The sequence below is a fragment of the Escherichia sp. KTE52 genome, from assembly GCF_000408325.1.
GTDB classification, from domain to species: domain Bacteria; phylum Pseudomonadota; class Gammaproteobacteria; order Enterobacterales; family Enterobacteriaceae; genus Escherichia; species Escherichia marmotae.
Genome location: NZ_KE138680.1, coordinates 2,063,745 through 2,087,683, shown reverse-complemented (window position 1 = coordinate 2,087,683; position 23,939 = coordinate 2,063,745). Strand labels below are relative to the sequence as shown.

Annotated in this window: 19 protein-coding genes; 3 read left to right on the top strand and 16 right to left on the bottom strand. The window is 53.0% G+C overall.

The genetic code is table 11. The features are described 5' to 3' along the window. From A1SC_RS02055 to tssH, 16 genes are all read right to left on the bottom strand, one after another. A partial coding sequence (locus A1SC_RS02055; protein ID WP_016262907.1) for a DUF6531 domain-containing protein occupies positions 1–3,041 on the bottom strand: 3,041 nt, incomplete at its 3' end. A 19-nt stretch (positions 3,042–3,060) separates the two neighbouring features. Next, positions 3,061–3,504, bottom strand: coding sequence for a DcrB-related protein (locus A1SC_RS02060; protein ID WP_000203117.1), 444 nt, complete (start codon positions 3,502–3,504; stop codon positions 3,061–3,063). Between the two features lie 23 nt (positions 3,505–3,527). Beyond that, positions 3,528–5,741 (bottom strand): type VI secretion system Vgr family protein, encoded by a 2,214-nt coding sequence (locus tag A1SC_RS02065; RefSeq protein WP_016262906.1) that lies wholly within the window; start codon positions 5,739–5,741, stop codon positions 3,528–3,530. 24 nt (positions 5,742–5,765) lie between these two features. Next, a complete protein-coding gene (locus A1SC_RS02070) occupies positions 5,766–6,137 on the bottom strand; it encodes a hypothetical protein (protein ID WP_016262905.1) in 372 nt (123 codons plus the stop codon). After that, positions 6,134–6,868, bottom strand: a complete 735-nt coding sequence (locus tag A1SC_RS02075) for a hypothetical protein (RefSeq protein WP_016262904.1) — start codon at positions 6,866–6,868, stop codon at positions 6,134–6,136. The genes A1SC_RS02070 and A1SC_RS02075 overlap by 4 nt, the downstream gene beginning before the upstream one ends. Before the next feature lie 191 nt (positions 6,869–7,059). Further along, a complete protein-coding gene (locus A1SC_RS02080; RefSeq protein WP_001250469.1) occupies positions 7,060–7,824 on the bottom strand; it encodes a TagF domain-containing protein in 765 nt (254 codons plus the stop codon). Continuing rightward, complete coding sequence (tssM, locus tag A1SC_RS02085) at positions 7,824–11,690, bottom strand: type VI secretion system membrane subunit TssM (RefSeq protein WP_016262903.1); 3,867 nt, start codon at positions 11,688–11,690, stop codon at positions 7,824–7,826. Before tssM ends, A1SC_RS02080 begins: the two co-directional genes overlap by 1 nt. Then, entirely contained in the window at positions 11,690–13,009 is a 1,320-nt protein-coding gene (gene tssL / locus A1SC_RS02090) for a type VI secretion system protein TssL, long form (protein ID WP_016262902.1), read from the bottom strand. Before tssL ends, tssM begins: the two co-directional genes overlap by 1 nt. After that, entirely contained in the window at positions 13,006–14,349 is a 1,344-nt protein-coding gene (gene tssK, locus A1SC_RS02095) for a type VI secretion system baseplate subunit TssK (RefSeq protein ID WP_000118766.1), read from the bottom strand. Before tssK ends, tssL begins: the two co-directional genes overlap by 4 nt. A gap of 3 nt (positions 14,350–14,352) precedes the next feature. Further along, on the bottom strand, positions 14,353–14,886 hold the full coding sequence (gene tssJ / locus A1SC_RS02100) for a type VI secretion system lipoprotein TssJ (RefSeq protein ID WP_001045927.1): 534 nt from the start codon (positions 14,884–14,886) through the stop codon (positions 14,353–14,355). 67 nt (positions 14,887–14,953) lie between these two features. Further along, on the bottom strand, positions 14,954–15,439 hold the full coding sequence (locus A1SC_RS02105; RefSeq protein ID WP_000312805.1) for an Hcp family type VI secretion system effector: 486 nt from the start codon (positions 15,437–15,439) through the stop codon (positions 14,954–14,956). Positions 15,440–15,619: 180 nt separating this feature from the next. Further along, the gene (locus tag A1SC_RS26090; protein ID WP_001515757.1) at positions 15,620–16,072 is read right to left on the bottom strand and encodes an STY0301 family protein; all 453 of its coding nucleotides are present in this window, start codon (positions 16,070–16,072) and stop codon (positions 15,620–15,622) included. 12 nt (positions 16,073–16,084) lie between these two features. Further along, the gene (locus A1SC_RS02115) at positions 16,085–16,492 is read right to left on the bottom strand and encodes a BPSL0067 family protein (protein WP_000332236.1); all 408 of its coding nucleotides are present in this window, start codon (positions 16,490–16,492) and stop codon (positions 16,085–16,087) included. Between the two features lie 51 nt (positions 16,493–16,543). After that, positions 16,544–18,058: a type VI secretion system contractile sheath large subunit gene (tssC, locus tag A1SC_RS02120; RefSeq protein WP_000245852.1), complete on the bottom strand. Its 1,515-nt coding sequence runs from the start codon at positions 18,056–18,058 to the stop codon at positions 16,544–16,546. 24 nt (positions 18,059–18,082) lie between these two features. Then, a complete protein-coding gene (tssB, locus tag A1SC_RS02125) occupies positions 18,083–18,628 on the bottom strand; it encodes a type VI secretion system contractile sheath small subunit (RefSeq protein ID WP_000996822.1) in 546 nt (181 codons plus the stop codon). A 100-nt stretch (positions 18,629–18,728) separates the two neighbouring features. Further along, the gene (tssH, locus tag A1SC_RS02130; protein WP_016262901.1) at positions 18,729–21,371 is read right to left on the bottom strand and encodes a type VI secretion system ATPase TssH; all 2,643 of its coding nucleotides are present in this window, start codon (positions 21,369–21,371) and stop codon (positions 18,729–18,731) included. Between the two features lie 332 nt (positions 21,372–21,703). Between tssH and tagK the strand changes: the two genes are divergently transcribed. The 3 genes from tagK to tssE are packed head-to-tail and all read left to right on the top strand — an operon-like array spanning position 21,704 to position 23,926. Further along, positions 21,704–22,615, top strand: coding sequence for a type VI secretion system-associated protein TagK (tagK, locus tag A1SC_RS02135; protein ID WP_000812393.1), 912 nt, complete (start codon positions 21,704–21,706; stop codon positions 22,613–22,615). Then, positions 22,605–23,435 carry a type VI secretion system accessory protein TagJ gene (locus A1SC_RS02140; protein ID WP_016262900.1) on the top strand — a complete coding sequence of 277 codons (831 nt, stop codon included), beginning with the start codon at positions 22,605–22,607 and terminating at the stop codon, positions 23,433–23,435. Before tagK ends, A1SC_RS02140 begins: the two co-directional genes overlap by 11 nt. After that, positions 23,432–23,926 carry a type VI secretion system baseplate subunit TssE gene (tssE, locus tag A1SC_RS02145; RefSeq protein ID WP_001515754.1) on the top strand — a complete coding sequence of 165 codons (495 nt, stop codon included), beginning with the start codon at positions 23,432–23,434 and terminating at the stop codon, positions 23,924–23,926. Before A1SC_RS02140 ends, tssE begins: the two co-directional genes overlap by 4 nt. Positions 23,927–23,939 lie beyond the last annotated feature (13 nt).

Genomic DNA, 23,939 nt, shown 5'->3' with positions numbered 1-23,939 from the left:
GCTTTGTCGTAATAATAATGGTCATGGTCGTACATCTGCCCCGTACGACCGGTCAGCCAGCCGCTCCGGTCATAGCTGAACACCAGGCAGCCACGCAGTTTGTCGTTAATGCCGCTGACTTCACCGTCTGCGTTCCAGATGTAATCCCGCCCCGTCACGCTGTCGCTCTGTGTCGGAGGATTTCCGACCTGTTGCGGACTCCGGCTGCCGCCTGGCAGGCTGCGCTGCCAGCTTAACCGGTTGTCGGCGTTGTAGCCGCTGAACGTCGTCAGCGCCCCCTGCGTGCGCATCACCTGGCGGTGCAGGCTGTCACGCTCATATTCACTGACCGTGATACCATCCAGCGCCGTCTGGAGCAGATGCCCGCTGCCGTAGTAAAGATGGCTGAGGTGCTGCCCGTCCGGTAACGTGATATCGGTGGGGTTGCCCAGCGCGTCACGCCGGTACTTTATGCTGCCGTGTACGCTGTGCTCTGCCGTCAGCCACCCGCTGCGGTCATACGCAAAACGCACCGTGTCCGCCTGCATGTGGTGCAGCCGTTCCCCCGCCTCCGTGGGAGTGAGCGTCACCTCCGTTATCTGGTCAAGACGGTTGTAGCTGAAGGTCCGTGTACTGTGCTGCGTGTCACTGCGCAGCAGGCGACCCAGCACATCACGCTGCTGTTTCTCATTGCGCACCCCGCCTTCTGTACCCTGCGTCTGGATGATGACCGGATACCCGCCCGCATTCAGCGCAAACATCCGTATCAGGCCGTCCGGGCGCTGTTCTCCCGTCAGTCGTCCATCCGCATCGTGACTGAACCGGTAAAGCGCCCCGTTGCCGTTGCTCAGGCTGGCAATCCACCCCTCCGCAGTGTAATGCCAGCGCGTCTCCCGTTTCTCTTCATCCGTGTGGAGCGTCAACAGCCCCCGCGGCGTATACTGCCAGCTCTGTATACTGCCCGTAAGACGACGGTGGCTGCTCAGTAATCCCAGCGCGTTCCAGGTGTAACGGTCCTGCTGTTTGCCCGGATGGCTGACTGTCTCCGGCTGTCCCAGACGGTTATAGCTGATGTGTACCGTTTTCCCTTCCGCGTCCGTCACCGCCGTCAGGTTGCCGTCTTCATCGTATTCATAACCCGTGGCGCGCCCTGAACAGTCGGTGTAATGCACCAGTTGACCGCGCGCATCGTGCACCAGCGCAACCAGGCCGCCCCTCGCATCCGTGCGGCTGACTGCCAGCCCCTGTTCATCATACCCGTAGCGCGTGACGCGTCCTTCCGGGTCTGTTTCCTGTATTACCTGACCGTGTTCGTTGTAACCCGCTTTCCACACATGGTCGTCATCCAGCGCACGACGAGTGATTTCATCAAAACTGCCGTTCCACTGCGTCTGTGTCACCCGGCCTGCCGGATCCGTCTCTTTCACCACCCGACTCAGGGTGTCGTATTCCAGCGTTACCCTGCGTTCGCCGGGGAGTTCAACTGCTACGGGAAAATGGTTTTCGTTGTACGTGAAGCGGTACATCCTCCCGCCCGCCGTCCGGTGCGCAGTCACATACGTCTGTTCATCAAACCACCACTGCCACTTATGCCCCGGCCTGCCGGTAACCACCGTCTGCCCGCCAGCAAAATCATAGCGGAACCGGTAATCCTCGCCATCGCTGGTCGAGTGCTCCACCACCCTGGGAACCCCCTCAATCTCTTCCCAGCGGTAGGTACAGGTGAAGCCCGTCGCGTTGCGGTGCTCTGCCATCAGGCCATTTTCATAGGCGAACTGTCGCACTGCCACACCGGCCCGGTTCACCACACCGGTCAGTTGCCCGTTATTGTCGTAACGATATTCCACCAGGTTACCGGGACGTCCTCCCTTCACCAGTTCAATATGCGAAAGTCTTTCCCCCGCCGGGGTCATTGTGCGGTGCAATAACAGATGGTGCCCGCTGCTGGAAGCCACCCGCACCAGCCTGCCGTTCTCTCGCCCGAAAGCTATACGCTGTCGGTAGGGCGTCTCCATAAAAAGTAACGGTGCGACGCCGTGGTCATCAAATTCATCAAATATGTAATAGCTGCGGTCGGTGTAATGCAGTACATAGCGTCCGTCATGCAGGCGGCTCAGGTAAAACTGCTCTTCCGGATCGAATATCTGGTGCCCCGGCGTCAGCATGTCTTTCGGATAACTTAACTCACGCCCCTGGCCGCCAATCAGAGTGATATATTTCTCATCGGTGCGCAGGGTTATTTCCCAGTTCAGCCGCCATCCTTTGCCCAGTAGCCCCTCAGTTTCCAGATGGCTGGCATAAAAGCGCGAACAGGTAACAGGCAGGCGGCCCGGCAGGGTGAAATCCGTTTCCGGCAGCAGAATTTTTTGCCCGGTAGTTACATCAACCGGGTTGCTGAACAATCCCATAGCGGCCTCGGAAATGCCCATCCCGGCAATTTCGCCACCAATAAATTTTGCCGCGCATTTTGTGCCAAATTTCGAGCCCATCTTTGTCGCCTGACGCGAGGCTCCAGCCAGCCCCCCCAGCATTCCGGCGACCACATACAGCACATCCACAACCTGACGCAGCCAGTCCGGGATTTCCGGGCTGATTTCCAGTACCGTCTGCGTACCGCCGCCGAGAAAGACATTGGGGGAGCCATCCTCAATCACCGCATCACATTCAGTATGATCATCTTTTCGGGCGGCAGGCTGACTGTTGATGTAGATGTTGCCGGAACCCTGGGCAATGCGGATTTCCGGAGAATGGTCTTCGCATATCACCGTACTCAGTACGGCGCGCGCGGCCGGGCGACTGTTAGTTCTGACATTATCAGATCCGGTCAGAATTTTTCCTGCTGTGGAATGTATCGAGCGCCCGATGGCCTCCCCAAGTTGCAGGACTCCGGAAGCGATCTGATCAGCCAGAAATCCCAGAACAAGTCCGGCAAAAAAACCACAGGTAGCAAAAGCAAAGCTGGCGGCGGCAATAATGGCAATGCCAATGATGGCCCCTATCAAAAAACCGGCAAGGGCGCTGGTGTGGTAGATAGGATCATCCACCCGTGCGGCTTCATACATGATAAAACCTCCCTGTTTTTTAGTTTTTAGCAGGCTGAAAACTGGTCAACCATGCAGTCCATAGCTGGTCGGTGTGCTCATCAAAAGGGCGCTGACTGGTCAGCGTCAACACCAGTACCTTTGCTGACCCGGTGATAAACCCGGCCTGACGCTGATACACTTCTGTTTTTCCAGAACGGTGGGTGGCGAGGATCTGCTCACCTGTCATGGCATCTTCGCCGGCTCCCGCCAGTGCCGTTCCCCGCGAAAGTACCCGATGCTGGCCAAGGTTTTTTTTCATCAATGCTATCTGGCGATCAATGTAGGTCGTCAGGTTTTCCTCTGGCCTGAGCGTGTCGCGGGAAATATTCAGGCTGGGTGATGCTCTCTCATTGCCCGACGGGACGAAGATATTGACGGTGCGGTCAAGAAAAGTTTCAGGCAGGGCAAAGCTGCCCTCCTGAATACGGTAAAGGCTGGTCATAGAAAAAATTCCTTTTATATTTTTTATTCAGAAGCGTCCGGGGTAGGTAACGGGGCAATATCATCCGCAGTCATGGCTTTGCCGCCATCCGGGTTCATATCAATTCCACTGCCAATGAGTTGCATAACATCGCTGGTGTGCAGTAAAAGTTGTTTTCCGCAAAACTTAATCGAGCCATCCTTGTGTAATACAAGCGCTGCATTGCCGCAGCGAAGGGTAAATTGATCGACAACGTCCAGACGATATGTCGTTCCGACATTGATGGTTTGGGCCTGTTTGACGGAAAGCCCATCATTTTTTGTGATGGTGGCATTGCGGTCTTCTCCCACGCTGATGGTTTCATTTTTAACAATGGTTTTTGTGCGATCGACCATGACTGTATGCGTTTCATTGTTTTTTACCGTAGTATTCAGGTCTTTTTCCGCGTGGAACTTCACTTCTTCCGCACCCGTTTTGTCATCAAAGCGCAGCATGTTTCCGTTCGTCGGCCCGCCCTTTAACGAGTGACTGAATATCCCGCTCTGCGACGCCATGCCCGGTAGCCCCCACGGTGGCATGGTGTCCTGGTTGTAGGTGCGCCCGATGATTATCGGTAAATCCGGGTCACCATTTTTAAAGTCCACCAGTACTTCCTGGCCGATGCGCGGGATCTGGATCATGCCGAATCCTTTCCCCGCCCACGGATAGCTGACACGGATCCAGCAGGAGCTGTTTTCGTCATTGTTACCGTAACGATCCCAGCCAAACTGCACCTTCACCCGCCCATATTTATCCGTCCAGATTTCCTGCCCCGCCGGGCCGGTGACGATGGCGCTCTGCGGGCCTTTGGTGTGGGGTTTGCTCAGGGTTCGCTGTGGACGGTAAACTTCGCAGGTGGGGTGCAGTTCAAACGTGGTGACATAGGTAAAATGCTGGTTCTGACCACTGTGCTGCGCATTATCCCGTAAAAACAGCGTGGTCTGTACCAACAGGTAATCCTGGTTAACTTCTGCCGTCGGATGATTCATCAGCGTGAAGGTGTAGCCCGTCATGAGGGTGCGGATATTTCCCGCCCCGCCAACACGGCTGCCGGGGCTGCGCTGTGCTTCCATACGAATGCGCGTCAGCATCTCACCTTCTCCCGTAGTGAAGTAATCACCAGGCCATTCGTAATGCTCATATTCAGCATGACCGGTATCGCGCGGACTAGCTACGGTACTTTTCAGCAGCGAACGTGGCTTCATAAAATCAAAATCGTCCAGCACCCACTTTCCAGTACGCAGCTTCTCACTGGCCGTAATGGTGTGGATAAACTCCTTATCCAGCTTCAGTCCTTCCTGGTGCCACTCCACCAGCGGCGAGTCCGGGCATGCTTTATGACCATTGATGGCATCAGCCAGCACCAGCGTGTGGCTGTTCTCACTGTGTTCAAACCACCAGTAAATCCCCCATTCCTGCATCAGGCGCTGAATGAAATCAAAGTCAGTTTCACCGTACTGTACCTGCCAGGCGCGGGGCGGATAATTTTCCACCAGCCGCTTTTCCACCGGAAAGGAATATTCATCCAGTACTTCACTGAGAATATCCACCACGGTTTTGTTCTGGAAAGCTTTGTAGTCACTGGTGTGGGTCAGCAGTTTCAGCCACGGTTCAATGCGTAATTCATACGTGACCGAACGTCCCTCATGGCCGACTACCCGCGCAGCGGTCACCAGCCCGCTGATATACCGTTTTCCGCCACCGTCCAGTTCGATACTGACGCACAGATCTCTGCCCACCATCGGCTTGAGCGGCAGATTGGCGGCGGGCGAAACGTAGCCCAGGTTCAGGGTGTCTGGAGTTTTAAGCTGCACAGTGTAGGAAAACAGATTTCCAAGCCCTTCCGAACCATTCATCCCCGCGAACAACAGCATCTGCGGTGGCACCGCACTACCGCTTACAGTGATGTTATGCGCCCCCGGTCCACCGGCTGCAAGCGACGCCACCGCATCCTGAACTGCGCCAGCCATATCCGAGATCCCTGCCGCCGCAGCGGCGGCCTGCGCTGCGGCTACCGCCGCTTTCACCAGTCCCGATGGTTCCGGCAGCGCACCAAACAGATCCGCTGCTGCCTGTTCTGCCATCTGTTCGGCTGCATCAGCTACATCTGTTGCGGCTGAACCTGCGCTTACAGCACTACTTTCTCCGGCTATTGGCGGCGTGGTGATGGCTGGCCCACCGTTACTGCCAGATTTATTACCCGTAGATACAAAACTCATGATATTTATTCCTTTAATATCGGATTAGAATTTAGCGCCCGGCGGCCAGAAAAAATAAGAAATAACCTGCCACTGTCCATCTTTATAATGAAAAAAACATGTCAGATTTAAATCCCCCGGCAAATGCCAAAACATTTCTTTGATGGGGATATTTCTGAATTCAGGATTTGTTGAGCGATAGGTATTTTCAATTTCTATATAATATTCACCGACAAATTTATAACGAGGTTTTATAAATTCATACGCTGGCTGACCATAGTTATTTAATAGAACATTCTCTTCAACTCCATTATACACACCACTCGCATTCAGATAAGCATGCCCAGGAATATCAGACATGTTATTTTTCGCCCCACCCACTATCAAAAAAATAATCACAGCGTATATTAGTTTCATTTTTTTACGCTTTTCACAAAAAAATTAGAACCCGGAACCATTCTATTTAACCGCTCAATGACATTTCCCATATAACGAGAGCGCAGCTCCATACCAATATTCATTAACGCACTGGAATCCCCGGAAAATGGGGTAGTTGCTTTATCGGCATCATCACTATAGTATTCATCAGTAAGATATCCAATAATATGCCCAAGCTCGTGAGACAACCCTATTTGCTCATGGCAAACTTTTGATGAACCAAGACATTTAGCTGCAGCAACTATATCTTTAGAGTCAAGTTCCACGTATCGACTATTCCAGACAATGGAACTCTGACGAAAACTATTTGGATCATCATTATCAATTTTAAACACCACTACATCCCAATACCCATGACGATCAGTCTGAATTATTTCTATTGTGAAAGGTAAATCCTTACCATTAAACTTACTGACAAACTCATACTTCCCAGAAACGGATAAAAAAACCTTATTATTCCATGTTTGATTAATGACAAAAATAACTTTCCCATGAAAGGTATTTTTCTCCATATCTGTCCAATCAGTTTTTGCATCCCATCTTTTTATCCAATTATATTTCCATCTCAGCAATAATGAGATTGCACCATTTTCACGGTCAATTCTTAAATCTCCCCAGGCATCATTGTCCCTGATATATCGTTTATCCAGCATTAAGTCGTCATAAGCATCGTATGCCTGCTGAATAGCCTCATCATGAGAGTTACCCATGTTCACCTCCTTATATTGCTATATATCCAATAAACCTGAAGATGATTGCTTACCCACCAATGCAGACGGGACCAAGGGTAGCCTGAAGTCAACAAATAGCAATCAACTTGAAGTTCATGGGTATATTTGTTTCCCATCCACACGTTTATCGTCATATTTTTGTATAGCTATTCTCAGCATTCGTGGGCACATTATTTTTTCTCCAACCGCAGCGCATCCACATACCGCCCCTCGCTGTTCTGCTGCCAGAACCAGCCTTGCCCCTGCTGCGCCTGCGCCAGCATTTTGTCCGGCCAGCCTGGCCACGGCAGGTGGCGCACACCAGGCAATTCCACTATCGGCGCGTCCGGTAGCCCGGTGAGTTCCCGGCTACGCTGCGGTACACGTCGCAAGCCGCGCAGCCACTGCGCCCAGCGCGGCCCCGGCCGCCACATCGCCCACAGTTGATCTGTCTGCTCAGCCAGCCGCCCGCAGCATTCTGTCTGTGGTGAGACATATACTGCCGCCAACTGCGCCAGCCAGTACAACCAGCCCTGCGTGTCATCCAGGCTCTCTTCCAGCCATTCCCGTCCGGCACGCTGATAAATCACCAGCGGCCACGGTCTGCCCGTACTGTCTCGCGATGCGGTCAATACTCCGGTCAGCCATTCATCACGCCCGCCAATGGGGAGAAACCCCGGTGATAGCACAAAACTCCACGGCAATGGGTGGTGCTCCGGCAGCGTCTTTTTCTCACGCGGTGACAGGTGCATCCAGCCGTTGTTTGCTCCAGCCTTCGCAGCATCCGTTCCTTCCGGCAGAACAATATGCCGCCCCTGTCCCAGCCACGTCTGCTGGTTCAGCCATGCCTGCCACACCTGCGCTTCGTTCGCACTCACCCGCCAGCGCACGTAGTCCCGCTGGTCCGGCAGTCTGCCGAACATCGCCGGAGCCGATACTGCCGTAGCCCGGCGCATCAAAGCGTCCTCTCCGGGCAGGCGAAGCGTTGCAGTAGCCCCCGGTTCACCGGGTCAAAATCCCGCCCAGCGGTAATCTCCAGCACCACCCGCCGCCCATCAAAACTGTACTCCACCTGCTGAGTTCCCCGTACCGCTGTCTCCTGCGCGTTACCCGCATCCAGCAGATGAAACAGCGCCCACGGCCCGTTAGTCAGTAGCGTCGAGGTGTCCTGGCGGATGCGCGGGCTGGCGGTGATTTCCGCCATTGAGCCATTACGCGGCCCGGGCCAGCTCACTTTCAGCGGCCTGACCGGGCCGTGAGCGTAACGCAGCACCTGCCCGTCAATGTCAATCACCAGTTCGGTGATGGCAGGGTCCATATCCACGACGCGGACCTGCATCGCCCAGGAGAACTTTTTCCCGCCTTCCCCGTTAAAAAAAACGCTACGGATCTGCTTTGCTTCCTGAAACGGTGTCAGATCCGGCCCGAGCAATGTCATGTTGCCTTCGGTCGGCTTGTAGCGCCACGGGTTACTGGCAGTGTCCGCCAGCGGGGCAAGTTGCTTCGTCCAGAAAGCATCCAGCACGCCGCCGCTGGCAAAGATACGGTTAAAATCATCCGCACTGACTTCCTGTGGGCTGTCGGCAAAGGGGTAGCGTCCGTCAATGGCATCACGGCACTCATCACCGATCACCGCCTCCATTTGCGCATTCAGCACTTCACCCGTTCCGGCGTTGATTTTGCGCGTCCCCTGCTGTGTTAAATCCAGCAGAATATTTTTCAGCGGTGCAGGCAGTTTTGCTGCCTCCAGTTGAAGTTTATCCGCCGCCGAAATGCGGCCCGGTAATGTGCTGGCCGCCAGCGCACTGTCGGCAATGGTGAGCTGGGTGTAATACTCATTGAGCATCGTCAGCAACGAATTAAGCTGTGGTGCGCTGCCCCCTTGTGCGCTGTCCGTACGCCCGGAAACCACTTCCCGCAATGCGGCAAAACGATCATCCACCAGTGTTTTCTCCAGACGTTCTTCCGGATGGATGTCCTGCAACAGCTTCGCCGTCTGTACCGCTTTCCCCGCATTACCGGAAAGCCGATCCTGCGCTCGCTGAGCCATCTGCTTTTGTCTGGCCTGCGCATCCAGCGGCGGCACCAGGGTGGTCTGATCTACCACGACTTTACTCAGCCGCATCAGCGGGGAATCAGGTGAGGCCAGAGTACGCAGCACCTGAAGGTCATACGCCAGTCCGGGGCTGCCGTCTTCCCCAGCGCTGTTGATGCTGTGAATGCTTGCCAGAAAATCCTGCCAGCGGCGGGCATATTCAGCGAGGTACAGGCGACGGACTTCACGGGTAATCGGGAGTTCCTGTCCCGGTAACTGGCTCATTACAATCTCAGTCGTTTTTTTTTGCGCACTTTCGCGCCCCATCACCCAGGCGTCATCCGCTGATGCGGCGGCGACAAACTCCGACAGCCGTTTGTCGAACAGTTCCCGGTAGCCTTCGCGGGTGAAGATGCCAGGCACGCCCCGATCTAATGGCGCACCATCCGTGCGGACAAAAACCGTTCCCGCATCCGCGCCCACGGCACGAACCAGCGAAAACTCCTGCGGCGCTTCGCTCTCCATAGAAGCCAGTGCACGAGTATAGATACGCTCGGTGCTGGTATGACCGTCAAGAAAGGCTCGCGCCAGGCGGATCAGCCCCTCATCTTTTTCGTATGGCGAATGCACCACGCGACTGCCGTCAAACAGAGCATCGATATGTTCCAGCACGGCTGCGCGACCGCCGAAATCCGCCACGCTGTCGCGGTTGTTCAGATCGTTCAACACCCAGGCGTGGATCTCCGCGGCGTTGTATTTGTCCTCGTGGTCTTTATCGAGGTTCAGCAGCAGATAAACATGCAGAGCGTCATAGGCAGCTTTACTGTCCTGACGGGCAATCGCATCCGAAAGTACGTATTCCATGCGCTTCACCAACGGCGGTAGCAGTAACTGGTCAAGCAGGCGGTCATACAGGGATGCCACGCTCTCCATCACCGGAGGGACGCTGTAAAGACCATAACGCCAGGCCAGCGGCGGTGAGTCCGGATCCAACCCCGGCCAGGCAGAGAGCGCCCGCGCCTGGTTCAGTAATGCGGGAACCGGCTGCATGGCGGGTTTTCCGGTATAGGCTTTGACGTCATCATCCAGTTGGGTCGTCCGGTTGGTGATTTCATGCAGATAATCGCTGTTACCCTGCTGGCTGCCCTGCATTCCCTGCCACAACCAGAAAGCCAGCGCCAGTACCAGCAGATGCCCACCGGTACGCAGCAGGCGGTAACGCCAGGCCCACTGAAGGTTCGGCTCCACCATGTGCGCTTCACGGAAGATAAATTTAGTCAGCAGGTCATGGAGAAAATAGCTTCGGTTGCCATCCGGCAGAGTATGGGACGGAGACTCCTCGTTCCCTTTTATTGCCCGGACAAAACGCTGCCAGATGCCCGTCTGGTCTGCTACGGCGTCTGCCTGCGCCTGTGCGGCACTGGTGAAAAATACCCCGCGCAGGGTGTTGTTAAGCTGGGTGGCATCGAATTTTGAATCGAGGAAAATCTGTTCAATGGCTTCCAGCAATGGCGTGCCCAGCGCGGCAAATTCACGCGGGAAGCGGTAGAGCCGTTGGCGGCTTTTAAGGTCGTACTCTTCCTGCAACCGACTATCCATCCCCTGATCCAGCCGCAGCGTCAGATTTGCCAGTTCCTGACCACAGAGCGCATGCAGTGACTGCGAATCACTGGCGCGACGCCTGCGGCTGTATGGCAGAGTAAAGCCCCAGACCTGAGCACGCAGGTGACTGGTCAATCCACGGAAATACTCCGTAAAGCCGGGTAGCAGATCCATTTTGGTGACAACCAGATAAACCGGGAAACGAATGCCCAGTGTCTCCCGCAGTTCCGCCAGCCGCGCACGCAGGGCTGCACAGGCAGCCAGCCGTTCAGCCGGGGATTGTGCGGTCAAATCTGCCACATTCAGCGTCAAAATTACGCCGTTCAGCGGCGCGCCGGGACGGTGTTTACGCAGTAGCCCCAGAAATCCCTGCCATTCCCCGGCGTTGCGCTGGGTTGCACTGATTTCACCGCCATCATCGTGGCGGGCATAGCGCCCGGCGGTGTCAATGAGCACAGCCTCATTAGTAAACCACCAGTCGCAGTGCAACGTGCCGCCGCCCGGCACGGTGAGGATATGCGCGGTCTGCTCCATCTGTTCCGCCAGCGGAAACTGTAGCCCGGTATTAAGCAGCGCGGTGGTTTTACCATCACCGGGGCTGCCGATAACCATGAACCACGGCAGTTCGTACAGGAAGCGTTTCCCTTCCAGGACCTTACGCCAACCAGGTAGATCCACACGCAGTTGTTTCAGTTGTCGGATGGCGCGGTTGAAAATATGGCTGACGGTGCGCAGATCGGCCTTAATTTCCCCTGCCACCGGTACGTCTTCCCCGCGCGGATGCAAGAAACGGCGCAGCAGTTGTTCATCCAGACGCAACGCCCGCCAAAGCCGGTACAGGCCATACAGCGCATAGCTCAGCAGGATCATGCCGATTAGCGTCAGACGCAGCCACAGCGGCGCAAACGGGCGAACGTCACCGAAGGCCAGCAACGGTGAGACAAAGCCGATAACCAGGCACAGAACCGTCACGCCAATGATGCTCATCGACCAATTCACCAGCCACAGCGCGAGGAACATTAGTAACAGAACGATAGTGACTACCCTACTCCCCACGGATGCAAGCGGATGCAGGGTATCAAACGCCACCAGCGGCCCGAGAAACCAGACCAGTAGCGCCAACGCCACCACGCAGACAACGACCAGCGCACGGCGGGAAAACAGCAGACTGAGAAATTTTTGCATTATTGTTCCACCACCAGAATCTCCACCCGGCGGTTCTGCGCCCGTCCGGTTTTAGTGCGGTTATCGGCCACCGGTACGGTATCCCCCTTCCCGACAACCCGGATCCGGCTGGCCGAAACGCCACCGGACGTCAGCAACGAAGCCACTTCTGCCGCACGTTTTTCTGATAACACCTGATTCGACGGGAATTCAGCGGAGTGGATAGGCTGGCTGTCGGTGTGACCGGTCACCGTCACCGCACCGCCCACACGCGCAATCTCGCGCGCGGCCTTATCAATCACCGGGCGGAGCGCATCATTTACGGTTTTCTGCCCCGGTATAAACATCGTATCGCCTCGGAAGATCACACGGCTGTGATGGTCATCTTCCTCCACCGTCAGCAGGCCACGGGCAATTTCGTTCGCCAGCAGGATCTTCAGTCGCAGTTTGTGCACCGGAATCGGTGGCGGCGACAGGTGTTTACCGATGGCGTCGATATGCTGCTGTACGGTTAAGGTGGCGAGATTCATCCGGTGGCTGTAAAGGCCAAACAACGTCAGCATCACCAGCAGAGCTATTCCGGCACTCAGCCAGACCGGCACCCGGCGCATCCGGCGCATCCGTCCGCTGACAGCTCCGGTAAATCCCGGCGAGAGCGTCGGCGTGACCGGATCGCGGCGCTGGACCAGTTGGGTCAGCAGTTGCTGGCGAATATCGTCCAGTTGCTTACGTCCGTCGGGCCGTACGCTGTAGCGACCTTCAAAACCCAGCCCCAGAATGTGGTAAATAATTTCCAGCACATCGCTGTGCTCCTGGAAGCTGGAGGCCAGACGACCAATTATCTGAAATAGTTTGATGCCACCTTCACTTTCGCCATGAAAAGTGACCAGCAGACTCTTCCCAGCCCAGACACCGCGTCGTCCCCAGGTGGTGTTGTTGGCGGCTTCATCAAGCGACGTACACAGGCAGTAGCGCACCGCCAACACATGTTCGCGGCGCAGGTTTGCCTGGTCGCACAGCGTCTGATACCGACGAACTTCACGCTCCAGCAGGGCGCGGTAATGTTCGACAAAAGCAGGGGCAAGTTCACGGGGCATCTGCGCCAGTGCGCACAGCAGCGGACTTGCCGCCGCCAGCAGGGGATTAGCCGCAGCGGTGATTTCGGCCAGCCGGAGTTTCATATCCGGGCCGTCTTCAACCACCACCTTTATATCTTCCCTGCGAAGGCTGTCCTGTATTGCGATATCATAACCTTCATTATCAGGTGGTTTTGTCCCCCCCACTGATGGCTGGAATGGCTGGGTATTCATCGCAGGATGCGTCAGAATATCGTCGGTCATTTATCGCGAACTCCCCACAGCTCCAGCTCCAGCCCTGGAAATTCTCCGGCGGTATGCATTGCCATGCCGCCATAGCGGGCGATATGTTCCCACAGCACGCCGTCGCGACGGATGTCGTAATAGATATAACCGGACTGGAACGGAATCTGACGCGGCGGCACCGGCAGCACCTGTAAAGCAAGGCCCGGCAGGTGCGAACGAATCAGCTCCGGCAGGCGTTCGGACGGCCCTATTTTGGTCTGAGCCGAAAAATGTTGCAGCAAGGTTTCGGCGGACATCTGCGCCTTCACCGCCAATACTAACGAGCTGAAATCTGACAGTTCGGTAGGTTCAATCACCGCATTGAGAATACCGTAAGTTCCCTCCTCCAGAGTGATTCGCTGCGCCCCGCGGATCAGCACAGCATTTAGCAGATACTGCACCTCATCTACCACCGATTTCAGCCCGGCATAGGGCGTCAGGTGCTTATATTCTTTATATTTTTCCGGACGGCGTGTTTGCGGACGCACGTAGGTAGAGAGTTCTCCGGCCAGTGCGCAAAGATTACGATAGAGCACTTCAGGCGACAGCGGCGTTTTCGACATATGGATCAGTAAGGGGCCAAAACGATTGAGAATTTGCAATAGCAGGTAATCCGACACTTCCGCCGCCTCATGGCCGTGTTTATCACTGCCCGTCAATCGCTCAGCCAGAGAATTTGCCCGCATTTTGATCAGATCGTTGATCCACGACAACCATGTACATATCAGTGAACTTGCCTGATAGTTCACCACCGGCGGGATCAAATCTTCATCAATATCAACCCGCCCCTCTGGATGCAATGCTGTGATACGTGTCAGCGGCAGGCCGATCCACGCATCCGTCACCGCCTTTTCCGGCAACAGACGGAGGCGCAGGTGGCTGAGTTGCAACAGTTGTGCGCCGCGCCCCAATGAGTTTGCATCACGGATTTCATTTTCATGAACCGAAAAGCGTGCCAGCGATTCTGGATTATTGCCAAAACTGGTTTCTTCGCTGTTCGGTGTACGTATTGGCACCGCCAAATAAATCAATTGGTTAAGGTGCTCTGGCAGGATGGTAAGAGGCGGCGGTAGTGGTGTGTGTCCCGGCGCATTAAACGGTGTTCCGTCGGCAAACACCCCAAAAGCCTTCGTGAGTACCAGCTTTCCGATGTTCAGTGCTTCACTGTCAATGCCGTATTCACTGAAGCCCCAGAAAAAGGGGGAAAGAGGCAAACTGCGGTAATGAATGACATGTTCCAGATAGCGTTCCTGCTGCTGAAACATCTGTGGCAGCAAAAATTGCCCTTCACTCCAGACTACCCGGTTATTCCAACTCATAATTTACTCATCCCGTTCTTTAATCACTATGGCGCTTTGCTCTATACCGGCATCCAGTTCGACTTTTTTCTTTGGCATAAAGCGGCTGTACCAGCTTTTTTCCGGGGGATCAGGAATTTTATACGTGACTCGCCATACCGATTTTCCCAGATTGCGATAGCCAGCAAGGATCCCCAGTGCCGTGGTTTCTTTATTGAGAGAGCGACGCAGCTTTTTCTCCTCGCCCGGACGTAGGATAAAGCTGTCGCGGTGCAGTAAATCATCGGTAAGAACAGTTTTGTCATTGTCCTGAAGAGACCACCAGTCCGCCGCCGTGAAAGCTGCATCATTTTTCAGTTCATAAACGCGTATCTCTATGGGCGCGGCTTTCTTCTGATTGTCTGGGTTCACCTTATCGGAAGCCTTCATCACCAGATCAAGTCGCTGTGACATCAGGTCCGGCACGGTGTCGCTGTCAATGCTGCACCCGGGCAAAAGGCAGATAAAAAACAACGCTACCGCCCATAACCGCCAACCGGGGTCACGCCATTTATTCACTGTAATTTCCTTTAAAATCAAATAATAAATAACGGCCAGGCTATATACCTGGCCGGAAAAAAATTGCTTAAATTTCTTTGTTAGCTTTGAAATCGTAACCTGCCGTGATAGTGCCGCCGCTGCCGCCCTGCTGGTTCTGCACCACGTATTCCTGTTTCACGGTGCTGAAAGAGAGTTCGACTCTTTCGCGGGAGGCGATCTCGCCCTCCTTGCTACCACTGGGGGAAACCACAGCCACAATCAGGTCAGTAAAAGTGTACTTGAGGTATTCCAGCGGATTGCCGCCTGCTTTACGCATGACAAGGATGGACTTCGGAATGTGCTTGCCGGAGGAGCAGTATTTGAACAGGTTCGGGCTGGCGCGATCGATATAATGTTCAAACTCCAGGTTAGTCACGGAGACTTTACCGGATCCCAGGCCGCTGCCCGCGTGCATGGTGGATTCCTGGTGGATATTCCAGCGCCAGCTCAGCACCTCAATTTCATTTTTATGTTTGTCATCCATTGACTCGCCGTCAATGCCGTCAATTTTCAAAAAAATGTCATAAGCCATTTTTATTTCCTTATTAAGAATTACTTAAAAATAATCTCTGATTTATCTGCATAGCTGAATGCAGATAAACCATTGCCGTACAGAACCCCCTCTCCTTTATTTCAGAAGAACAGAAGGCTGTATAATTTCCGGTAATGAGATACCAGTATTTAATTAATTTACATGTTGAATGTATTACGTCTATTTACATATCACAGATATCAATGACTCTCCTTGTTCCCGCTGACGCTGTAAAGAAGATGCCTGGCACTGTGTTGCAGATGCTGGTACTGGTTGTGATAACCAAACCTGTCCGTGGTTATAAATACAAGAAACCCAGTAACGCTCACTATCCTGATTAGTGGTCATTGTGGTATCCCATATTTGCCTGGTTTCACCCTTTATTTTCTCTGTCTCTGGTTTTAGATCTATCCGATTTTCAGGTTTTCCCTGCGACATCCCTACGCCGTCCAGCCACAGACGGGGTTCATAGCGGGAAGATCCCTGCCAGGATGCAGGTACATCCGACTCCAGTACTGTCGTTGAGGATTTTATATTGATAAACTCGGGGCAACTGACTTCCCACGCTGCAACAAATTGTGAATAAAACAACATATAACCCAATAACAGAGAAAAAATAAAACGGGTCCCCATTGAATCTATCCTCTACTCAATAACATAAAAAGCTTCAGCGTTATTACTGGCATCATGATATGTCCCATCACTGCGCATCCCACCTTTTCTGGAGATTTTGCGCGCAGATACATTCGAGGCTTTGCCTGTCCACTGATCCATAACATAAATATACGAATCATCCTGTTCGAGATAGAAAGCAGCATGTTTATGAGCATTGTCCCCCGATGGATATTTCCCATTCACAAAAGTCGCAATTGCTGTTCCTCTGGGAATCGATTTGTCTCCGAAAACCTTCCGACCCTGCTTCCACGTTCCGGTATGCCCCACATGTGCATATACCTGAACCAAGAACACACATTCCTTTCTGTCTCCTGCCCCCGCCATTCCCACCATTTCAGTGCCCTGCAATGAATCTACCAGTCCATAAACATATGCCATATATCCCCCCTGAGTATTACCCGACATCATTCATTAAAATATTCATAAAAATCAGGCAGTACCCTGTTTTACTGACGGCAGTTTTGTCACCAGACGCAGCGATCCTGTTAATCCTTCAAGCTGAAAATGCGGGCGCAGGAAGAATTTGGCATCGTAATAACCCGGATTCCCCTCCACTTCTTCCACCACTACCTCAGCAGCAGCCAACGGACGGCGGGCTTTGGTTTCCTGCGAGGAGTTCACCGGATCGGCATCAACGTAGTTCATGATCCATTCATTGAGCCAGCGCTGCATATCTTCACGCTCTTTGAACGAGCCAATCTTGTCGCGCACGATACATTTGAGGAAGTGCGCAAACCGCGAGCAGGCGAATAGATACGGCAGGCGTGCGGAGAGATTGGCGTTGGCCGTGGCGTCCGGATCGTAATATTCCTGTGGTTTTTGCAACGACTGTGCGCCAATGAAGGCGGCGTAATCAGAGTTTTTGCGGTGGATCAGCGGGATAAAACCATTTTTCGCCAGTTCAGCTTCCCGACGGTCAGAGATGGCAATTTCCGTCGGACATTTCATGTCCACACCACCATCGTCGGTAGGGAATGTATGACAGGGTAGGTTTTCCACCGCACCACCAGACTCCACACCACGGATCAACGTACACCAACCGTAATGTTTGAAAGAACGGTTGATATTTACGCCCATTGCATAGGCAGCATTGCTCCAGACATATTTGCTGTGGTCTGCACCATCTGCATCTTCTTCAAAATCAAACTCATCGACAGGGTTTGTTTTCGCACCATAAGGCAAACGGGAGAGAAAACGTGGCATCGTCAGGCCAATGTAACGAGAATCCTCACTTTTTCGCAGCGAATTCCACGGAGCATATTCGAGGTTTTGGGTCACAATTTTGGTCAGATCACGCGGGTTAGCCAGTTCCTGCCAGGAGTCCATCTGCAACACTGACGGAGAGGCCCCGGCAATAAACGGCGCATGGGCTGAGGCAGCCACTTTGGCAATGGAGCCGAGCAGATCCACATCCGGCGGGGTGTGATCAAAATAATAATCCGCAATGATACAACCGTAGGGTTCTCCGCCTAACTGCCCATATTCAGCTTCATACAGCTTTTTGAACATGGGGCTTTGATCCCAGGCGATCCCTTTGTAACGCTTCATATTTTTCCGCAATTCATCCTTTGAAAGGTTCATAAAGCGGATTTTTAATTTTTCATCGGTTTCGGTGTTGTAAACCAAATGTTCCATCCCACGCCAGGAAGACTCCAGTTTCTGAAAATCCGGATGACTCAGGATTAGCTTGATCTGTTCCGTTAATTTGAAATCGATCTGCTCAATAATCGTAGCAATACTTTTGTAAGCATCGTCACTGACGGTGACTGTATTTGTCAGAGCCTGTTGGGCCAGCGTCTGAACTGCAGCCTCAACAGCCTTTGCAGCCTGAGGTGTCTTGGGACGGAAGGCTTTATCCAGCAGTGAATCAAATTCAGTGTCCTGATAGGCTGTGCTTTGCTCAGCAGTGAGATCGCCTGTCGCCAGAAGAGTATCGTTTACCATGAAAGTTCCTTAATAAAATCGCAGTTAGTCTGTTGTTCCCGTTTCACCTGATAAGACACTTTCCTGTTGAGTGACAGGTTTTGGTGCACTGGCCAGAGCGTTCAGTAACGTCGGGTCTTGTAAGAGTTTATTGATCAGATTTTCTGCTCCTGCTTTACCATCCATATAGGTTTGTAGGTTGGCAAGCTGAGTACGTGCTTCCAGCAGTTGGTTCAGGGCGTCCACCTTGCGGGCAATCTGCGCAGGTGAAAAATCATCCATATTCTCCAGCGTAATATCGACCATTAACTGCCCTTCGCCCGTCAGCGTATTGGGGACAGCAAACGCCACGCGCGGCGCAATAGCCTTCATTCGCTCGTTGAAATTGTCGATGTCAATATCAAGGAATTTACGATCGGTTACTGTGGGCAACTCTTCACGTGGCTTACCGGCCAGATCGGCCAGCACCGCCATGACAAACGGCAGTTCGATTTTTTTTTCGGAGCCATAAATCTCAACGTCATACTCAATCTGCACGCGGGGCGCACGGTTGCGGGCAATAAACTTCTGCGCGCTGTTGTTGATAGCCATAATCCTTCATTTCCTTATCAGTCAGCCGCCGACCGCCAGGAGAGCGGTTCAACGGTACAGTTTAAAAATGCACAGCAAACAGTTGGTTCATACGGATAAATCATGCTTCATGAACCGTTTCAAAAATAATCTGTTCATCCTCATCAACACGAATGCGGATTTGCGTGATGGCCGTTTTCTCTGTCATCGCCTGCAACCAGTAACGGGACAGTTGTGGGAGGAGATGTTGTTCGATATAGCCGATAAGCAAACGAGCGCCGGTTTCGTGCATCGGGCAATGTGCCACTATGTGCGTAATTAATTCATCGCCATAGACGAGTGAAACGCCATGCTGCTCTGCCATCCGCTCCATCAGCCTGTCAAGATGCAGGCGGGCAATAACGCCACGCGCCGTCTCATCCAGCGGCAGATAGGGGATAACCGTCACCCGTCCCAGGAAAGCAGCCGGGAAGTGTTTGCGTAACTCCGGCATTAAGGCTTCTTTTAATCCTGACAAATCAGGCAGTAGCGCCGGATCCTCACACATCTGGCTGATAAGGTCCGCTCCTGCGTTAGTAGTCAACAACAGCGTGGTATTTTTGAAATCGATGTGGACACCTTCGCCATCCTCCATCGCGCCTTTATCAAATACCTGGTAGAACAACTCATGGACGTCATGATGGGCTTTTTCAATTTCGTCGAGCAGCACCACGCTCCAGGGATGACGACGTACAGCTTCCGTCAACACGCCGCCTTCGCCATAGCCCACGTAGCCGGGCGGCGCACCTTTCAGCGTGGAGACGGTATGGGACTCCTGAAACTCGCTCATATTGATGGTGATCAGGTTCTGTTCGCCGCCGTAAATAGCTTCCGCCAGCGCCAGCGCGGTTTCGGTCTTACCCACACCGGACGGCCCGGCCAGCAGAAAGACACCCACTGGTTTACGCGGGTCACCTAAACCCGCCCGCGCGGTCTGGATACGCTCACCAATCTGCACCAGCGCATCCATCTGCCCGGTAACACGCTGCGCCAGACGGATGGGGAGTTCGAGGATCTGGCTGGCTTCATCTTTCACCATGCGCCCGGCGGGAATGCCTGTCCAGTCGGAGACAATCGCTGCCACCACCGCCGCGTTAACTTCCGGGAACACAATGGGGTTTTCACCCTGCCAGACTCGTAATGCAGTTTCCGACTGTTGTAACGTGGTTTCATCACGCTCATCGGGCTCTGCGGCACGCTGTTCCTGTAAGGTATGAACCAACTCCAGTTCCTGCTGCCAGCGCGCTTCGGTGTCAGAAAGATCTGCATTCAGTGAGGCGATCCGTATCGTCAGTATGTCGCCCCGCTCTGCGCGGATACCCATTTTTTCCTGCTTTAATAACAACTCCTGCTCCAGTTCGGCGGCATTGAGCTGCTGACGCAGATACTGGACTTTCGCTGGTGGGGTATGCAGCGACAGCGCTACACGGGCCGCCGCCGTATCCAGCAAGCTGATAGCCTTGTCCGGTAGCTGCCGGGCCGGAATGTAACGGTGAGAAAGCTGTACGGCGGCGCGCACAGCCTCATCAAGGATCAGGACGTCATGGTGTTTTTCCAGCGTGGTGACTAACCCGCGTACCATCTCAACAGCAGCAACCTCTTCCGGCTCTGCCACCTGCAACACCTGAAAACGCCGGGTCAGCGCCGGATCTTTTTCGATATGGCGTTTGTACTCACTCCAGGTGGTTGCGCCGATGGTGCGCAGGGTGCCACGCGCCAGCGCCGGTTTCAGCAGATTGGCAGCGTCGCCCGTACCGGATGTACCACCAGCGCCCACCAGGGTGTGAACTTCATCGACAAACAGAATAACCGGCTGCGGCGAACGCGCAGCCTCTTCCAACAGCGCCTTCAGGCGGGATTCAAATTCGCCCTTCATGGACGCCCCGGCCAGCAGCGCCCCGACATCCAGCGACAGCAGACGCACGTTTCGCAGTGAAGGCGGCACTTCGCCCCGGGCAATCGCCAGCGCAAATCCTTCCACCACAGCCGTTTTCCCGACGCCCGCCTCGCCGGTCAGCAGCGGATTGTTCTGCCGACGACGCAGCAGAATATCCGTCATGGTACGAATTTCGTGTTCGCGGCCGGTGACCGGATCAATATTGCCTTCACGCGCCAGTGTAGTCATGTCCTGACAGTATTTCGCCAGCGCAGATTTACTTCCGCTTGATTCGCTGGCAAATACCTGGCTAGCTTCCCCCGGTACTGCAGAATTCAAACCCGAGCCGTCATATGGCATTTCTGTTATTTCAGAAGATGATGTGATTAAAGACGGAAGGATATCTAATAGTTCATCTACCGGTAGCCCAGCCAAAGGCGCACAGATATTTTTTAACACCCGATGCAATTCTGGCGTGGTTAACCAGGCAAGTAATAACCAGCCACTACGAATTTTTTGATCACCAAAACGGATACTTGCCAACATCCAGGCTTTTTCGACAGATAGATCGATATGATGGGAAAAATCGTTAATTACACTCGCCCCGGCAGGCAATATCTCCAGTTGTCGAATTAACGCATTCTCTACATCAGCAGATGTTATTTGATAGTGTCGAAGCACATTGTGAATGTCATTCTCTGGTTGTTGTATGAGTTGATGCAACCAATGTGTCAGTTCGACATAAGGATTAGCACGTAATTTACAGAACGTTGTCGCGGATTCCAAAGATCTAAATAAAGATTTGGTCAGCTTTCCATATAGTGCACTGCGTGAAACAGGAGTGTCCATCTGTTACACCTGATGATGTAAAATCATATAAATGATACATAAGCATAACTGTATCGATTAAAATTCCTAATTAATAGAATCATCAAAAACCCAGAATGAAACAATGATGCATATCACAGAACACAATGTAATATAGCAGTTAGTATCTTTTTTATGGTGATATTCAATATAGCAATTTAATTTCATATATATGATGAATATATTACACTAAAAATCACCACTATATATTTCCGCGAAGACTAATATTGATAAAGCAAATTGATCAGTATTGCTTATCTAAAAATTTTAATTAATTATTCTGTTGAAAAAAACACTCTACACAGTGATATGCAATGAAACAAAATATTACCTGGGGACTACAAAAAATACAGGCGCATGGGATCTCCGATAACACAATTTATGCGACTGCAGGAACCCAAATTATCTTCACCGTTACCACTCCCTGGATCCCTGTTTTTGAGGCAAATGATGATGTAAAGATTGCCCTCAGTCTGACCCGCCACGAAGAGGCATGGTGGATAATTAATCAGTCTGATGAATATTGTTGCACGGTAAATGATCAGATTGTCGAGCCGCATCACCGTATGCGCCTGAACGAAGGAGACTTGATTGAATGGGGATTATCTTCATGGTGTCTTGTGCGCGGTAACCTACCATCCACGGCTTTACACGTGGAAAAGACGACAGCGCAGATTACCGCTTCACCAAAAACAATGATTGAGTATCTCGATCTCGACTGGTTTCGACAACAGCAAACACAACCGCAAAACCCGTTCGATATCATTCCGATCCACGGCGCAGTCACCACAGAAGTTGCCCCAGAAACAGATAACCCACTCCCCCTTCTTTATCAAGAATACCGCCAGGCGTTGTCATCCCCCGAACAGGATATTCATCACCATGTTGATCCTTTTCCCCTGTACGAAGAGGCAGTCACACAGGATCTGACCTCCTTATGCAGCCTGACCTCTGAAACTGATACATTGCAGGATATAGTCACTGGTGGGCTAAGTATTGACGCGATTCTCGATGTGCTGGATACCACCGGCGAAGAAGAAACCACCTGGCCTGTCGAAACGATTCTCCCCGATATCCTGCATCTGCTTTCCCCGGAATATGCACAGGAAACGATACATAACGCCATTCTACCCGACCTGACACAACGTGAGCACCGCATCATCGGCATTGACAGTCATTACCGGGTCACCCCGGTACAACACGGAGATATTTATCATGACAAATAATAACGTGCTACCGGCGATGTTGTCGGTGCTGTTGCGGGATTATTCTGTAGCGGAAGGAATTCAGATAGCGGAGCAACAGGTAAAGAAGCAGCCGACGTTGGCTTCACATCGGCACAATCTGTTTCAGTTATTGTGCGTGACAGGCTGTTGGTCGCGGGCGCTACAACAAATTCAGCTTTGCGCCCGAATAGACGCTAATTATACCCGAGAGGCTCAGATATTTGGGGAGCTGATCCGCTGTGAGATATACCGCCACACCTGCTTTCAGGGGGAACAGCGTCCCGGTTTTATTCTCTCCCCGCCCGCGTGGATGGAGAATTTGCTGGCCGCCCTCACCGGTAACACCCGTGGTGAAGCGCAGGAAGCTGATGTCCACCGCAACCGCGCACTTGAGGCCATCACAGACACTACCGGGCAGTGGAATGGCGGTAAATTTGACTGGATTAGTGACAGTGATTCCCGTACCGGCCCGGTACTCGAACTGATCGCGGGCGGTGTATATATCTGGCTGCCATTTTCACAAATTCGTTCGCTGAAATCGCCACGGCCCGTGCATCTGACCGATTTGCTCTGGAAACCCGTCAACATCACCCTGCATAACGGTGACACGCACAGCGCCTGGCTGTTTTCCCGCTACAGCGGTTCTGAAAGTGCTTCTGACACCTTACGCCTTTGCCGGGAAACCGTCTGGCAGGACGGGCCAGGAGATACCCTGGTTACGGCACTGGGACAAAAAATGTGGCTCACCAGTCACGGCGATATCAGCCTGCTGGATATGACCGCCTGTACCTTTAATGCGCCCGAAGGTAGTGACGCATGAGCGACTTTCGCCTGCGCCATAGCAACCACCTGATGCCTACATTGTTTGATCGACTGTGTGACGATGCTCCACAGCAGAAGCGCGACCACGATATCAGCGTCAGTCCGGTACAGCTCAGGGAGATCATCCGTAGGGATTTGTCATTTTTGCTCAACACGGTCAGTCATGAAGATAATATTGATGCCGCGCGTTACCCGCAGGCTGCGGCTTCCGTACTGAACTACGGTCTGCCGCCGCTGGCTGGCAGCTTTCTGTATGAACACAAATGGGACGATATCCGCAGGGCCATTTTACGTACCATCATTCGGTTTGAACCCCGCCTGAAAGCATCCACTCTGCAAATCATCCCGCTCCAGGATGAGCGCCGCCAGAGCGGTCATAACACATTACAGTTTGAAATTCGCGGCGAAATCCTCACGCAGCCGTACCCTACAGCATTTCGGGTACGCAGCGTGCTGGATATGGAACAGAGCCACATTACATTTTTTTAATACAGAAGGTGAC